Origin of the sequence: Celeribacter sp. SCSIO 80788, assembly GCF_051054295.1 — a bacterium.
In the GTDB taxonomy this organism is placed as follows: Bacteria; Pseudomonadota; Alphaproteobacteria; order Rhodobacterales; family Rhodobacteraceae; genus Celeribacter.
In genome coordinates, this window is the sequence record NZ_CP150482.1 from 983125 (window position 1) to 998085 (window position 14961).

General features: G+C 60.9%; 13 protein-coding genes and 1 tRNA gene. 10 read left to right on the plus strand and 4 right to left on the minus strand.

Annotated features, from left to right (window positions below; genetic code table 11):
* Complete coding sequence (mfd, locus tag V1471_RS05065) at positions 1-3480, minus strand: transcription-repair coupling factor (RefSeq protein ID WP_434287245.1); 3480 nt, start codon at positions 3478-3480, stop codon at positions 1-3.
* Between the two features lie 4 nt (positions 3481-3484).
* Complete coding sequence (locus V1471_RS05070) at positions 3485-4012, minus strand: component of SufBCD complex (protein ID WP_434287246.1); 528 nt, start codon at positions 4010-4012, stop codon at positions 3485-3487.
* A 164-nt stretch (positions 4013-4176) separates the two neighbouring features.
* Between V1471_RS05070 and hemB the strand changes: the two genes are divergently transcribed.
* Both hemB and V1471_RS05080 read left to right on the plus strand, forming a co-directional pair.
* On the plus strand, positions 4177-5175 hold the full coding sequence (gene hemB, locus V1471_RS05075; protein ID WP_434287247.1) for a porphobilinogen synthase: 999 nt from the start codon (positions 4177-4179) through the stop codon (positions 5173-5175).
* A 141-nt stretch (positions 5176-5316) separates the two neighbouring features.
* Positions 5317-5874, plus strand: coding sequence for a YSC84-related protein (locus V1471_RS05080; protein WP_434287248.1), 558 nt, complete (start codon positions 5317-5319; stop codon positions 5872-5874).
* An 87-nt stretch (positions 5875-5961) separates the two neighbouring features.
* Here V1471_RS05080 and V1471_RS05085 read toward each other — a convergent pair whose 3' ends face one another.
* Positions 5962-7074, minus strand: a complete 1113-nt coding sequence (locus tag V1471_RS05085; protein WP_434287249.1) for a Ppx/GppA phosphatase family protein — start codon at positions 7072-7074, stop codon at positions 5962-5964.
* Between the two features lie 223 nt (positions 7075-7297).
* Here V1471_RS05085 and V1471_RS05090 point away from each other — a divergent pair, with 223 nt between their 5' ends.
* The 8 genes from V1471_RS05090 to V1471_RS05125 all read left to right on the plus strand — a co-directional run bounded on the left by V1471_RS05090 (position 7298) and on the right by V1471_RS05125 (position 13242).
* Positions 7298-7597 (plus strand): virulence factor, encoded by a 300-nt coding sequence (locus tag V1471_RS05090; RefSeq protein WP_434287250.1) that lies wholly within the window; start codon positions 7298-7300, stop codon positions 7595-7597.
* 12 nt (positions 7598-7609) lie between these two features.
* Positions 7610-8596: a methyltetrahydrofolate cobalamin methyltransferase gene (locus V1471_RS05095; protein ID WP_434287251.1), complete on the plus strand. Its 987-nt coding sequence runs from the start codon at positions 7610-7612 to the stop codon at positions 8594-8596.
* Positions 8597-8688: 92 nt separating this feature from the next.
* Positions 8689-9276: an rRNA large subunit pseudouridine synthase E gene (locus V1471_RS05100; RefSeq protein ID WP_434287252.1), complete on the plus strand. Its 588-nt coding sequence runs from the start codon at positions 8689-8691 to the stop codon at positions 9274-9276.
* On the plus strand, positions 9269-11287 hold the full coding sequence (locus V1471_RS05105) for an ASKHA domain-containing protein (RefSeq protein WP_434287253.1): 2019 nt from the start codon (positions 9269-9271) through the stop codon (positions 11285-11287). The genes V1471_RS05100 and V1471_RS05105 overlap by 8 nt, the downstream gene beginning before the upstream one ends.
* A 145-nt stretch (positions 11288-11432) precedes the next feature.
* Entirely contained in the window at positions 11433-12062 is a 630-nt protein-coding gene (locus V1471_RS05110; protein ID WP_434287254.1) for a fasciclin domain-containing protein, read from the plus strand.
* A gap of 58 nt (positions 12063-12120) precedes the next feature.
* Positions 12121-12672 (plus strand): hypothetical protein, encoded by a 552-nt coding sequence (locus V1471_RS05115; protein WP_434287255.1) that lies wholly within the window; start codon positions 12121-12123, stop codon positions 12670-12672.
* Positions 12673-12747: 75 nt separating this feature from the next.
* Positions 12748-12821 (plus strand) — tRNA-Gly (locus V1471_RS05120).
* Positions 12822-12948: 127 nt separating this feature from the next.
* Complete coding sequence (locus V1471_RS05125) at positions 12949-13242, plus strand: SCP2 sterol-binding domain-containing protein (protein WP_434287256.1); 294 nt, start codon at positions 12949-12951, stop codon at positions 13240-13242.
* A 43-nt stretch (positions 13243-13285) separates the two neighbouring features.
* Here the strand turns inward: V1471_RS05125 and pgi are convergent, their stop codons facing one another.
* A complete protein-coding gene (pgi, locus tag V1471_RS05130) occupies positions 13286-14908 on the minus strand; it encodes a glucose-6-phosphate isomerase (protein ID WP_434287257.1) in 1623 nt (540 codons plus the stop codon).
* Between the last annotated feature and the right edge of the window lie 53 nt (positions 14909-14961).

Genomic DNA, 14961 nt, shown 5'->3' on the forward strand with positions numbered 1-14961 from the left:
TTATTTCTTCATCGGTTGCGCAGCGACTTTGGCGAATTTCGCAAGGTCCTGCGCAATCGAATACGCACCCTTGATCTTGTCGCTGTCTTTCTTCCAGTCGCGCCGGATGATGATCTTGTTGTCCTTGACCTTGGCCTGACCCTTTTGCCCGTGGATGAATTCCACAAGCCCCGCCGGGTTGGCATATTTGTCGTTGTGGAACTGGATCGTCGCGCCCTTCGGTCCGCCATCGAGCCGCGCAATTCCGGCTTCCCGGCATTTCTCCTTGATCCGAACAACCAAGAGCAAAGTATTGACCTCTTTCGGCAATTTCCCGAAACGGTCGATCAACTCGGCGGCGAAGCCTTCGAGTTCCACCTTGGTTTTCAGCCCCGACAAACGCCGATAGAGCCCCAGCCGCACGTCGAGATCGGGCACATAGGTTTCGGGGATCAGCACCGGCACGCCAAGGTTGATCTGCGGCGCCCATTGGCCGTCGTCGTCCAGACTGACCGCCTCCTCGCCCGATTTGATCCGCGCAATCGCCTCTTCGAGCATCGACTGATAAAGCTCAAAGCCGACCTCTTTGACGTGACCCGACTGCTCCTCGCCCACCAAGTTGCCTGCACCTCGAATGTCAAGATCTTGAGACGCAAGGGTAAATCCGGCCCCGAGCGTATCGAGAGACCCCAATACCCGCAGCCGTTTCTCCGCCTGCGGTGTCAAAGGCGCGCGGGGTTTCGTGGTCAGATAGGCATAGGCGCGCGTCTTGGCGCGACCGACCCGGCCCCGGATCTGGTAAAGCTGCGCAAGGCCGAACATATCGGCGCGGTGCACCACCATCGTGTTGGCGGTCGGAATGTCGATGCCGCTTTCCACGATGGTCGTCGCCAAGAGCACGTCATATTTCCCGTCGTAAAACGCGTTCATCCGGTCATCGAGTTCCCCCGCCGCCATCTGGCCATGCGCCACCACATGGGTAAGTTCCGGCACCTGCGCCTTGAGGAAATCCTCGATCTCCGGGATGTCGCTCACCCGCGGCACCACGAAAAACGATTGCCCGCCCCGGTAATGTTCGCGCAACAGCGCCTCGCGGATCGTCACCGTGTCGAATTCCGACACATAGGTGCGGATCGACAGCCGGTCGACGGGCGGCGTGCCGATGATCGACAGATCGCGCACCCCCGTAAGAGACATTTGCAGCGTCCGCGGGATCGGCGTGGCCGAAAGCGTCAGTACGTGGATGTTGGATTTCAAAGACTTAAGGCGCTCTTTGTGCGTAACACCAAAGCGCTGTTCCTCGTCCACAATAAGCAGGCCGAGATTGGCGAATTTGACGGATTTCGCCAGCAAAGCGTGGGTTCCGACGACGATGTCGACCGTCCCTTCGGCCAGTTCCTCGCGGGTTTTCGCCATGTCTTTTGCGGAAACAAAGCGCGACATTGGTCTGATATTGATCGGAAATCCCCGGAACCGCTCGGCAAAACTGCGGAAGTGTTGCCGGGCCAGAAGCGTCGTCGGCGCGATTACCGCGACCTGCGCGCCCGAGAGCGCCGCAACAAAAGCCGCGCGCATCGCCACCTCGGTCTTGCCAAAGCCCACATCGCCACAGACCAGACGATCCATCGGAATGCCGCGATCCAGATCGTCGAGGCAATCCTCGATCGCCTTCATCTGATCCTCGGTCTCCGTATAGGGGAAGCGCGCGCAGAAGGCCTCCCACATATCTTCCGGAGGCTCCATGATCGGCGCTTTGCGAATGTGGCGCTCGGCGGCGATGCGGATCAGCTTTTCCGCCACCTCGCGGATGCGTTCTTTCATCCGCGCTTTCTTGGCCTGCCAAGCGCCGCCGCCGAGCTTGTCGAGAAGCCCTTCGTCATGGCCGTAGCGGCTCAGAAGCTCAATATTTTCAACGGGAAGATAAAGCCGATCCCCGCCCGCATATTCCAGCAACAGGCATTCGTGCGCAGCCCCGAGAGCGGTCACAACCTCAAGCCCGCGGAAAATCCCCACGCCATGTTCGACATGGACAATCAGATCGCCGGGGCTCAGCGCGCTGTGTTCCGTCAGGAAATTTTCCGCCCGCTTCCGCCGCCCCGGACGGCGAATGAGGCGATCCCCCAAAACATCCTGCTCGGAAATCACCGTCACGGAATGGCCATCGCCCACCGGCGCCTCGAACCCCTGATCGAGCGTCCAGACCGCGAGATAGATGCCGCCGATCCCGTCCGGCACATCGCGCCAGTCGTGAATCTCCGTCAGCCCATTCAGGTCCTCGTCTTCCAAAAGCGACTTGAGCCGCTCCCGTGCGCCTTCGGACCATGAGGCAACGACCACCTGTCCGACTTCGCGCCGTTTGCGAATATGACCCGCCAACTCCTCGAAAAGATTGACACCTTCCATCTGGCGCTCAGGCGAGAAATTGCGCCCGACGCGACCGCCCGCGTCAATCACACCGGGGCCGGAGGCCTGCGGCAGCGGGTGGAAATGGATCACCCGACGCCCTTCGGTCGCCGCCTCCCACCCCGCATCGTCCAGATACAACAGCCCCGGCGGACAGGGTTTGTAAACCGAGTCCAGCCGCCCCTTGGCTGTCAGCGCCTCGCGCCGGGTCTGATACTGATCCTCAATGCCCTCCCAACGCGAAAGACGTGCCGCAGTGGATTGATCGTCAAGGGAAATCGTCACGCCCGGCAGGTAATCGAAAAGCGTATTCAGCCGCTCGTGGAAATACGGGAGCCAATGCTCCATGCCCGCATGTTTGCGCCCCGCCGTCACCGCCTCATAGAGCGGATCGTCGGTGCCTGCCGCGCCGAATTCGATGCGGTAATTCTGCCGAAACCGCGTGATCGCCGCCTCATCGAGGATCACCTCGGAGACCGGTGTGAAACTCACCTCATCGAGGCTGTCGACGGTCTTTTGCGACGCCGGATCGAAGCGCCGGATGCCGTCCAATTCGTCGCCGAAGAAATCGAGCCGCACCGGCAGGACCTGCCCCGGCGGGAAGACGTCGATGATGCCACCTCGAATGGCGTAATCGCCATGCTCGACCACGGTCGGTGCTTGGGTAAAGCCCATGCGGACGAAAAACGCCCGAAGCTCCGCCTCATTGACCCGCTGACCTTTGCGCAGCGTAAACGCTGCCTCCGCCAAAGTGTCCCGCGCCGGAACACGCTGGGTCGCAGACGAGAGCGTGGTCAGCAGGACAAAGCGTTTCGGCACCGCACCATGCGCGAGAGCCGCCAGTGTCGCCATGCGCTGTGCCGCCAGATCGGCATTGGGCGAACTGCGGTCGAACGGCAGGCAATCCCAAGCCGGGAATTCCAGCACCGGCAAGTCGGGTGCGAAAAACCGCAAGCCGTCGCGCAGCGCCGCCAGACGTTTGTCGTCACGGGCGACATGGATCAAAGGCGTCCCGGCCCGGGTCACTTCTCGGGCGAGGGAAAACGCGTCGAACCCCTCCGGCGCACCGCCGACGGTGAGATGGTTGGTCTTGCTCATCTGCTCACCCTCCCAGAGGGCCGATAACGATGTTCTGATACATGCCCCACATGGCAGTTGAGAAAATCGACATCATTCCAATGAGTTGCACATAGAATCTCTGGCGACGCAGCAAGGCCACGAGTTGCTCGCCCTTTGGCTCCTCAATCGAGATCCGGCGGGCGAGGCGAATGTTCAGCAATCCGACGAAGATCATCGGGAAGGCCATCAGGAACAGCGCCTGGGAGAATTCCATGTCATAGACGAAGCCGGTGAATCCCAGAATGGTGATCGCCGCCGCCGCAAGGGCCGTCAGCATGAGCCCCGAGACCTCGGCGATGCTGAGCAGCCGACCGCAGTTGATCCGCACCAGATCCTCGAGATCGGCCATGCGGGTGCCGCCCTGACGCTTGGCCTTGAGCGCCAGATCGAAGGGCACACCCAGGACGAAATGCGAGGCTGTGGACCAGAGCACGGTCAGCGCGATCCAGTACCACAGATTCGAAAAAGACCGCATGTCGATCACTTCGAAAATGGTTGAATAGATGTCCACGGGCGTCTGCTCTTTACTCTTGGGGCCGGTTTCTACGGCAAATTCTGTGAGGGGCTTGCCCGACCTGTGCACAGATTAGGCCCCCCGGATGCCGATTCCTACCCTTGAAGCGCTGGAAAATCCATGCCACCTCAATGGAAATATCGCAAATCGAGGTCGCCGCCATGACACGCACCACCGCTCCCTTCCCGCTCACCCGTCTGCGCCGGACCCGAAAGACGGAGGCGCTGCGCGGTCTCGTGCGGGAAAATTACCTCTCCGTCGCCGATCTGATCTGGCCGGTCTTCGTGCGCGAAGGCGTGAATGAGGCGACGCCCATTGCCTCCATGCCCGGCGTCGAGCGATTGACCATCGACCGGCTGGTCAAGGCGGCCGTGAGCGCTTACGAGGCGGGCATTCCTGCGATCTGCCTCTTTCCCTATATCGAACAGGATTTGAAAACCGAGGATTGCGCCGGGGCCTGGCACCCGGACAACCTCGTCAACCGGGCCATTCGCGCGATCAAGGCGGAGGTGCCGGAGCTTGCGATCATGACCGACGTGGCGCTCGATCCCTATAACATCAACGGCCATGACGGCTATGTGGTGAATGGCGAGATCGTCAACGATATGACCGTCGAGGCTCTGGTGAAAATGTCCGTGGCTCAGGCCGAGGCGGGTGCTGACATCATCGGGCCGTCGGACATGATGGACGGGCGTATCGGCATGATCCGTCAGGCGCTTGAGGCCGAGGGCTTCGACAAGGTCTCGATCATGTCCTATGCCGCGAAATACGCTTCCGGGTTCTATGGTCCGTTCCGCGATGCGGTCGGCGCGTCGGGCGCTTTGAAAGGCGACAAGAAGACCTATCAGATGGACCCGGCCAACACCGACGAGGCGCTGCGCCTCGTCGAACGTGACCTTTTGGAAGGGGCGGATATGGTGATGGTCAAGCCCGGCATGCCCTATCTCGATGTTTGCACCCGGGTGCAGGAGCGGTTTCATGTCCCGACCTTCGCCTATCAGGTCTCCGGCGAATATGCGATGCTGGTCGCGGCCTTCCAGAATGGCTGGCTCGACCGCGACAAGATCGTGCTCGAGAGCCTCATGTGCTTCAAGCGCGCAGGCTGCAATGGCATTTTGACCTATTTTGCCCCTGAAGCAGCGAAATTGCTCGCGAAATAACGGCTACAGATCGGCAAAACCCCACTCAAACCCACCATAGGTGGTGTTTTGCCGATGACATGGGCAAAAACTTGCGGTTATAGTACCGACAAGCGGGCCAATAGAGCTCTTCACGAGGCATAGCAGCAAAGGGATACCCCTATGACGATTTCCAATCGCCGGACGTTCATGATCGGTCTGGGCAGCGCCGGGCTTTTGGCCGCCTGTGACAATTCCATGCGTTCGAACGGCGCCGCGACGATCGACGCACGGGTCGACAGCACGCTGAACTATCTCTATTCCGAATATCCCGGCACCACGGCACTGCGCGACAAATCCGTCGGCATGCTGGTCATGCCGCTGATCACCAAGGCGGGATTCGGCGTTGGTGGTTCTTACGGGCGCGGCGCGCTGCGTGTCGGGGGCGTCACTGTGGATTATTACTCTTCCGCTCAGGCCACCATCGGCCTTCAGATCGGCGCGCAGCAATATGCGCACGTCCTGTTCTTCATGACCAACGAAGCGCTGGCGGGCTTCCGGAACTCGCCGGGTTGGTCTGCGGGGGCGGATCTCGAATATGCGCTGTCCAACAAGGGCGAGAACCTTTCGGCAGAGACCATGACCTCGCTTTCGCCTGTGATCGCGGTGGTCTTCGGTCAGGCCGGTCTCATTGCGGGCGCAACTGTCGAGGGTACGAAATACACCCGGATCATCCCCTGAGTTCACGGCGCGCCGAAACTTAATGTGATGCATGAAAAAGCGGGGCAAGCCCCGCTTTTTGTTTGAGTATTTAGACTATCAGAAAGCCTATGGTACGGCCTCTTCCAAAACGCCGTCTGCCGACATCTGGGCATAGAGCAGACCTTCGCGCAGACCACGATCCGCAACAGAGAGCCGATCCGTCGGCCAGATGCGCAGAAGCGCCTGAAGGATCGCCGCGCCCGACATAATCAACTCCTGCCGGTCACGCCCGATGCGCGGGTCGCGTTTGCGCCCTTCCGGGCCGAGGTCGAGATAATCGCGGATCACCCGGTTGATCTGCTCGGAGGTCATGCGCAGCCCGTCGACCTTGTTGCGGTCGTAGCGTTTGAGCCCGAGATGCGAGGCGGCGACCGTGGTCACCGTCCCCGAGGTGCCGATGATCTGAAAGCCTTCGCGACAGGCCTCATTGGCATAGGGGGTGAAATCGGCGAGTTTTTCCTCGAAATACCAGGACATCAGCGCAAAGCGCGCGGCGTCGTCCTCGACGTCGGAGAATTGCTCCATCAGGGTCGCGACGCCCAGCGGCACGGAAATCCAGTCCACCACCTTGGCATGCGGAAACGGGCTGTCGGCATTGGTGAAACCGGTATGCAGCCGCATGATCGAGCGCGGACGTTCGGCGCGCGGCACATTGGTCAGGTCGATCCACACGAGTTCGGTCGAACCGCCGCCGATATCCACCACCAGAAGCTGTTCGGTCTTGGTCGACACCAGAGGGGCGCAGGAAATGACGGCGAGCCGCGCCTCTTCTTCCGGCTTGATGATTTCGAGCTTGAGCCCGGTCTCCCGCTGCACCCGGCGCAGGAAATCGCGCGAGTTGCGGGCACGGCGACAGGCCTCAGTCGCCACCAGTCGCATGTGTTTGACCTCGTGTTTCTCGAGCTTCTTGCGACAGACGCGCAGCGCCTGAATGGTTCGCGAGATCGACGACCGGCACAACCGACCAGAGGCCTCTAACCCGTTGCCGAGCTGAACCGATTTCGAGAAACTGTCGACCACATGAAACTGGCTGCCCTTTGGCTGGGCGATCAGCATGCGGCACGAATTGGTACCGAGATCCAGCGCGGCATAAAGCTCGGCCGGGTCGGCGGGTTTGGGTGCGGGAGGCTCGACCGCTTTCGGGAACGCGCCCGCACCTTTGGGACGCTTGGGCGCCATGGTTCACGCCCTCCATATCAAGTTATCCCCATCATAAGCGAAAATCCGCGCGTCGGGCAAGAGCCGTGAAAAGGGATGACCATCACAATGCCCGGAGGTCACACGCAGCAGGTCGGCCCTGCTCATGATCTTCTTGAGTATTTTTCCGATCTTGTGGCCTTCCCCGCGGCCCGGCTTTCTTTTATGCGTTCCGGCAAGGAAATTTAGCGCGAGGCTGGGCAAAATGGCTGATCTGACCGTAATCTACTGGCGAGACATCCCGGCGCAGGTCCGTGTGGGCCGGGGCCGTCGCGCTGCGCGTGCGATCCTGCCGGAGCGGTTCGAACAGGCCATCGACCGGGTCGCGATGAAGATCGGGGCCACGGATGGCGACGCCTATATGGCCGAATGGCGCGATGTGGTGGAAGAAACCGCCCTCGACGGTCAGGACGCAGCCGACACCCGCGCCGCCGAACTGGATGCGGCCTATGACAAAGAGCGCCTGATCGCGCTGGTGAACAACGAGGGCCGTGAGGCCGAATAAAGGACGAGACCCATGACCCGTACTGTGATCGAGAGCAAGACCAAGACCGTCGTCATCGGCTTTGACGAACCCTTCTGCGTGATCGGCGAGCGCATCAACCCGACGGGCCGCAAGAAGCTCGCGGCCGAGCTGGAGATGGGCGATTTCTCCACCGTCGAGCGCGATGCTTTGGAACAGGTGGCCTGTGGCGCCAATATTCTGGACATCAACTCCGGCGCGGTGTTCTCCAACAAAATGGCCGAAGACCCGCGCTACGCGGACAACAATTTCGTCGAGCCGCCGCTGATGGCCGAACTGGTTGCGCGCGTGCAGGCCGTGGTCGACGTGCCGCTGTGTATCGACAGCTCGGTGCCGGACGCTTTGGAAAAAGGTCTGGAAATGGCGGAGGGCCGTCCGCTTTTGAACTCCGTGACCGGCGAAGAAGAGCGGATGGAGCGCGTCCTGCCGCTGGTGAAGAAATATAACGTGCCTGTTGTGGCGATCTCCAACGACGACAGTGGTATTTCCGAAGACCCGGACGTGCGCTTTGCCGTCGCGAAACGCATCGTGGAACGCGCGGCCGATTACGGCATTCCGGCGCATGACATCGTGGTCGATCCGCTGGTGATGCCGATCGGGGCGATGGCGACCGCCGGGCATCAGGTGTTTACCTTGGTGCGTCGTCTGCGCGAGGAGCTGGGCGTCAACACCACCTGCGGCGCGTCGAACATTTCCTTTGGCCTGCCGCAACGCCACGGGATCAACGCGGCGTTTCTGCCGATGGCGATTGGCGCGGGCATGACGTCTGCGATCATGAACCCGGTGCGGGTGCAGGAGATGGAGGCGATCCGCGCCGCCAACCTGTTGATGAACCACGATGCGGATGGGTCGAAATGGATCGGGTTTTCTCGCGTGGCCGAAGCCGTGGCACAGGGCGCGAGCTTTGCCGAGGCTGCTGCGGCGGCGGCCAGTGCCGGGGCTGGCGGGCGTCGCGGTGGTGGGCGTCGCCGCCGCGGGTAACGCGGCGCGCAAAACAAAGGTGTAGCCGCAGAGGGTAAGCACGTCCGAAGGGACGGTGTCTGAGTATTTGAACAGCAAAGGAAACGCAGGTCATGGCACGATTGATCGCCTTCAACAAGCCCTTTGACGTGCTTTCCCAGTTCACTGACAAGGGTACGGAAGGAACGACGCGCAAGACCCTGTCGGAGTTCATCGACGTGCCGCGGGTCTATCCGGCGGGGCGGCTCGATCGCGACAGCGAGGGGCTTTTGCTCCTGACCGATGACGGGAAGTTGCAGGCGGCGATTTCGGACCCGAAGCACAAGATGGCCAAGACCTATCTGGCGCAGGTCGAGGGCGATCTGACGGAGGAGGCGCTTTCGCAGCTGCGCAAGGGCGTGGAGCTTAAGGACGGGATGACCCGGCCCGCGAAGGCCCGGCGCGTCGGGGAACCGGACTGGCTCTGGCCGCGCAATCCGCCTGTGCGCTATCGAAAATCCGTGCCGGAAAGCTGGCTTGAGCTGACGATTTCCGAAGGCCGCAACCGTCAGGTGCGCCGCATGAGTGCCGCCGTGGGCTTTCCAACGCTGCGGCTTATTCGGCTCTCCATCGGACCATGGAGTCTGGACGGTTTAGAGAATGGCGCATGGCGTGACGATGATCCGCAAAAAGCCCCGAATAAGGCAATGAAGAATGGATAAAGACCCTCTGGTGATTTTCACCCCCTCGGGCAAACGCGGCCATGTCGCGCCCGGCACCACCGTGTTGCAGGCGGCGCGACAATTGGGCGTCGATCTGGATTCCGTGTGTGGCGGGCGCGGGATTTGTTCGAAATGTCAGGTGCAGCCCTCCTTCGGCGAACATGCGAAACATGGCATTCATGCCGGTGAGGACGCGCTTTCGGAGGTCAACGCGGTTGAAGAGCGCTATGACCGTGTGCGCGGGTTGAAACCGGGCCGCAGGCTGGGCTGTCAGGCCTGTATTCAGGGCGACATCGTCTTGGATGTGCCGCCGGAAAGTCAGGTCCACAAACAGGTTGTGCGCAAGGCCGCGACCACGCGGGTGATCGAGATGGACCCGGCGACGCGCGCGGTTTACGTCGAGGTGGACGAGGCCGATATGCACGCGCCCACCGGAGATTGGGAACGCACCAAGGCCGCCCTCAAGGCGCAATGGGACATCGAGGCAGGCACCCTGCCCCTCAACATGCTGACCGCGCTGCAAGCCGCTCTGATCACAGGCAAATACAAGGTCACGCTGGCGCTCAACGAAGCGCGCGAAGGTGCGGTGAGTGTGGTCGGCGTCTGGCCCGGCTATGTCGAGCCCGCGCTTTATGGGCTTGCCGTCGACCTCGGGTCTACGACCATCGCGGCGCATTTGACCGATCTGAAAACCGGGGCGGTTCTGGCCTCCGGTGGCGTGATGAACCCGCAGATCCGCTTTGGCGAGGACCTGATGTCGCGCGTCTCTTACGCGATGATGAACCCCGGCGGTGCCGCTGAGATGACCACCTCCGTGCGCAGCGCGCTCGATGATCTGGCTGGGACCTTGGCCGAGGAAGCCGGGATCGCCCGCGACCAGATTTTCGAGATGGTCGTGGTGATGAACCCGGTGATGCACCACCTGCTTTTGGGGCTCGATCCGATCCCTCTGGGGCAAGCGCCTTTTGCGCTTGCCACCAACTCCGCGCTCGACCTGCCCGCGCGCGATCTGGGGCTGACTCTTGCTCCCGAGGCACAGCTTTATATCCTGCCGCTGATCGCTGGCCATGTAGGTGCGGATGCCGCCGCTGTGGCGCTGTCCGAGGCGCCGCAAAAGCAGGACGCGCTGACGCTGATCGTCGATGTGGGCACCAATGCCGAGATCATCCTCGGCAACAAAACCCGTGTTCTGGCCTGTTCCTCGCCCACCGGCCCGGCCTTTGAAGGGGCACAGATTTCCTCCGGCCAACGCGCCGCTGCGGGCGCCATCGAGCGGATCGAGATCGACCCCGCCACCAAGGACCCGCGTTTCCGGGTGATCGGCTCCGATCTCTGGTCCGACGATCCGGCGTTCGACACCGAGGTCACCGGCATTTGCGGCTCCGGTATCATCGAGGCTGTGGCGGAAATGCGCATGGCGGGCGTGTTGGACGCGCAGGGGCTGATCGGGTCCGCCGAGGCCACCGGCACGCCGCGGTGTCGTCCCACGGGCCGCACCCATGAATATCTGATCCATGACGGCTCCGCCAAAGGCGGGCCGGTCATCACCGTCACCCAAGGCGACATTCGCGCCATCCAGCTTGCGAAATCCGCGCTCTACGCGGGGGCGCGGCTTTTGATGGACGAATTCGGCACGGATAGGGTCGAGCGCGTGGTGCTCGCGGGCGCCTTCGGGGCGCATATCTCGCCGAAACACGCCATGGTGCTGGGCATGATCCCGGATTGCCCGCTGGATCATGTGACCTCCGCCGGGAATGCCGCGGGGACGGGCGCGCAGATCGCGCTGCTCAATCGCGCGGCCCGGCGCGAGATCGAGGAGCTGGTGCATCACATCACCAAGGTGGAAACCGCCATTGAGCCGAAGTTTCAGGAGCATTTCGTCAACGCCAACGCCATCCCGCACGCAACCGATCCTTTCACTGGCCTGCGTGCTCTCGTGCCCCTGCCCGATCTGAATTTCAACGCGGGCGATGGCGACGGTGGCGGGCGGCGCAGACGGCGGCGCGGTTAAGAGCCAAAAGGTTCCCAGATACAGGTTGAAAATGATGTGAACGGGCGGAGGGAAACCTTTGCCCGTTTTGCCGGGTTGTGTCCCCAGAAGGCCGGCGAAGACGTCGCCCACGCCAAATTGACGAACACGAAAACGGAGGTTTCTCATGAAAACCCGTGGTAAATTCCTTGCCCTGTCCACCGCTGCCCTGATGGCTGCCGCCCCGCTCGCATCCTTTGCCGAGACCCCGGTGAACGGTGCCGAAATCATCAACGAACAGGCGCTAGACCGGAACGCCACCATCGCCGAAAATGCGATGAAGGTGCAGAACCTGACCACCCTGATCGAAGCGGTGAAGGCTGCCGGTCTCGCCGACGAGCTGATGGGCGAAGGCCCTTACACGCTCTTCGCGCCGACCAACGCCGCCTTTGACAAACTTCCGGCTGAGGCTGTGGCCGACCTGATGAAGCCCGAGAACCGCGAGATGCTTCAGGACGTGATCAACGCCCATCTGGTGAAGGGCGAATTCACGCCGCAGATGATCGACGACCTGCTCAAGAGCAATGAGGCACCGGACGATGTTGCCCTGCCGGAAAATGTGGCGGTCGATTTCGACAACAACACCGTGACCCTGACCACTGTGTCCGGCGATCCGATCCGTGTCGAGAAAGGCACCGGCGAAGAGCTCATCCTGCGTGACGCCCAGAGCAATCTCGTGACCACGCTGGCGAAAGACATCGAGCAGTCCAACGGCGTGATGTACTTCGTCGACGGTGTGCTGATGCCCGTGTCTTAATAAGGCCGCAACTGCCTCAGATGTCCTGTATGGATATCTTGGCCACGCCTCCCCGGGCGTGGCCTTTTTCATCGTAATACTGCGCCTCTATGCTCATCGCAGCGCCGACGGAGGGAACAACCGCCAAATCTTCACAGGCAGATACGTATATGCTACGTCTTTATCAGTCACAGTTAACGATGAAATTTATAACGCAATGCAATTGAATATTGTCTGTCCCAAATGCGCGACGCAAACTGCGTTTTCCGTCTCCGGGCAAGGCGAATTCTCTCTAACATGCAAAAACTGTAATGTTGAATTTACGAGCCTTGTGGGAACTGCGCGTTCGAAAAGGTCTCGCGGGCACAGGAAATCGAATACTCGTGAATATGATGTGAGGTATACGCAGAACGGCACTGAAAAATATCTGCAATTCTCAAGCGATACCTATTCGGATGCCGAACTCAAATCCAAGGATCAGTTCGTGCTGTCCTCCATTGGTGGAAAGCCTCGCATCCTTCAAAACCTCACTATCGGTCAGTATTGGCGGATCAACGCTGCCCCCCTCAATCCTTGGCTGGTCCTTATTGTTATTGCCATTTTGATCGTGGTCGCACTGCTGATCTTCTAATGAAAAAACAGCATTTACCCAATCTTATCCGCTTGACCGCCCCCGCGGCTTTGACTACCAAGTGCCTCACCTCAGGCGGGTATGATGTAATGGTAGCCTGTCAGCTTCCCAAGCTGAACGCGCGGGTTCGATTCCCGCTACCCGCTCCAGTTTTCTCACAAAATCAGAACCCTTCGGAACACCCCACTCTTGTTGTGGGGACGTGACCTTGTGACGTGAGGTTTCGCTTTGGCTTCCCCCTTCGACCCGCTACGGATTTCACCGGGAGGACATCACATGACCAAAGACTTTCTGGACATCGCGAAAGCGGCGCTGGCCGAACGGCTCAAGGGCGAGAATTTCGAAAAATCAGTTTCGCTCCGGATCAAGGAGATCGGCAATCTGATCATCAGGGGCGATACGGCGGAGATTTCCGACGACCGTGCCGACTGCGCCATCATCGCCGATCAGCCGACTTTCGAGAAAATCCTCGCGGGTCAGTTGAACCCGATCAAAGCCGCCATGTTCGGCAAGCTCAAGATTGCGGGCGATGCCAAGACCGCGCTGAAATTCGGCAATCTCTTCGGATAAAAAATGGCCCATCAACGGGCCATTTTCACCTTATTCCAAAGCATTACCCGTTCATCTTCAGGTAATCGACGAGCTGCAACGTCGAACCGTCCTTGCCCGCGCCATCGGCCTCGCCGGCCAACACCGGTTGCAGCGCCAGAGCCAGTTCCTTGCCCAGCTCCACACCCCATTGGTCGTAGGAATTGATGCCAAGGATCACACCCTCGACAAACACCCGGTGCTCATAGAGTGCCACGATCTGGCCCAGCACGAAGGGCGTCAGTTTCTCATAGGCGAGCGTCGTCGTGGGCCGGTTGCCCGGGAAAACCCGGTGCCGCGCCTGACGGTCGAGCTCCGCGCCCTCGAATCCCTTTTTCTTCATGATCTCCGTGGCTTCCGCCAAAGACCTGCCGCGCAGAAGTGCTTCGGACTGCGCCAGGCAGTTGGACACAAGAAGCTCATGCTGATGCGCCAGCCCCGGCTCATGACCGAAGCGCCCGACCATGAATTCACAGGGGATCACCCGCGTGCCTTGGTGGATCAGCTGATAAAACGCGTGCTGGCCATTGGTGCCCGGCTCACCCCAGACCACCGGCCCGCTGTCGAACGGCAGATCGCTGCCGTCCATCGCCACGCGTTTGCCGTTCGATTCCATTTCGAGCTGTTGCAGATAGGCCGGAAGCCGCAGCAGACGTTGCTCATAGGGCAGCACCGCGCGGGTGGCATAGCCGCAGACCTGATTGTGCCAGACGCCCACCAGCGCCAAAAGCACCGGCAGGTTGTCCTGCCATTCGGCGGTGCGGAAATGCGTGTCCATCGCCTGCCCGCCGCGCAGGAATTCGGCAAAGCGCTGCGGCCCGATGGCGAGCATCAAGGACAGCCCGATCGGCCCCCAGACGGAATAGCGCCCGCCGACCCAATCCTCGAAACCGAACACCAGATCGGGGTCGATGCCGAAAGCGGCGGTCTTGTCCTTCGCGGTCGACAGCGCCGCGAAATGTTTCGAAATCCCCTCTTCGCCCACCGATTTCACCAACCAGTCGCGCGCGGTCTGCGCGTTGGTCATGGTCTCGATGGTGGTAAAGGTCTTGGAAGCGACAATCACCAGCGTGGTCTGCGGGTTCAGCCCGGCCAGCACATCATGCACATGCGCGCCGTCGACATTGGAGACGAAATGGCAATGCGGCCCGTCGGCATAGGGCTTGAGCGCCTCATAGGCCATCACGGGGCCAAGGTCGGAGCCGCCGATGCCGATGTTCACCACATTTTCAAACGGCACGCCCGAATAGGATGTGATCGTGCCGCGCCGCACCCGGTCGGCGAAATCGTCCATCCGCGCCAGCGTATGGCGCACACCGGGGATCACATCCTTGCCGTCGACCATGACCGGCCCACCATCGAGGTTGCGCAGCGCCGTATGCAGTACCGCGCGCCCCTCGGTGTCGTTGATCTTCTCGCCGGAGAACATCGCCTCGCGTTTTTCCGGCACCCCCGCCACATCCAGAAGGTCGAACAGAGCCGCCCGCGTCGCTTCGTCGATGTTGGTTTTCGAGTAATCGAACAAAAGCCCGTCCGCCAGCGCCGAAAAACGCGAGGCCCGGTCTGAATCCTCTGCGAAGAGATCGAGGATATGACGGTCTGCGCTTGCACTGCGCAGCGATTTGAGAGCGGCAAAATCAACGGTCATTGCAAGTCCTTTCGGCGGCTCGGGCCGACGCGCCTGTCAGCCCGGTTCTTTCA

Bases quoted from the DNA above. Each gene is read 5' to 3' on its own strand.
- mfd (WP_434287245.1), bottom strand. From the start codon at position 3,480: ATGAGCAAGACCAACCATCTCACCGTCGGCGGTGCGCCGGAGGGGTTC.
- hemB (WP_434287247.1), top strand. From the start codon at position 4,177: ATGACACGCACCACCGCTCCCTTCCCGCTCACCCGTCTGCGCCGGACC.
- V1471_RS05080 (WP_434287248.1), top strand. From the start codon at position 5,317: ATGACGATTTCCAATCGCCGGACGTTCATGATCGGTCTGGGCAGCGCC.
- V1471_RS05085 (WP_434287249.1), bottom strand. From the start codon at position 7,074: ATGGCGCCCAAGCGTCCCAAAGGTGCGGGCGCGTTCCCGAAAGCGGTC.
- V1471_RS05090 (WP_434287250.1), top strand. From the start codon at position 7,298: ATGGCTGATCTGACCGTAATCTACTGGCGAGACATCCCGGCGCAGGTC.
- V1471_RS05095 (WP_434287251.1), top strand. From the start codon at position 7,610: ATGACCCGTACTGTGATCGAGAGCAAGACCAAGACCGTCGTCATCGGC.
- V1471_RS05100 (WP_434287252.1), top strand. From the start codon at position 8,689: ATGGCACGATTGATCGCCTTCAACAAGCCCTTTGACGTGCTTTCCCAG.
- V1471_RS05105 (WP_434287253.1), top strand. From the start codon at position 9,269: ATGGATAAAGACCCTCTGGTGATTTTCACCCCCTCGGGCAAACGCGGC.
- V1471_RS05110 (WP_434287254.1), top strand. From the start codon at position 11,433: ATGAAAACCCGTGGTAAATTCCTTGCCCTGTCCACCGCTGCCCTGATG.
- V1471_RS05125 (WP_434287256.1), top strand. From the start codon at position 12,949: ATGACCAAAGACTTTCTGGACATCGCGAAAGCGGCGCTGGCCGAACGG.
- pgi (WP_434287257.1), bottom strand. From the start codon at position 14,908: ATGACCGTTGATTTTGCCGCTCTCAAATCGCTGCGCAGTGCAAGCGCA.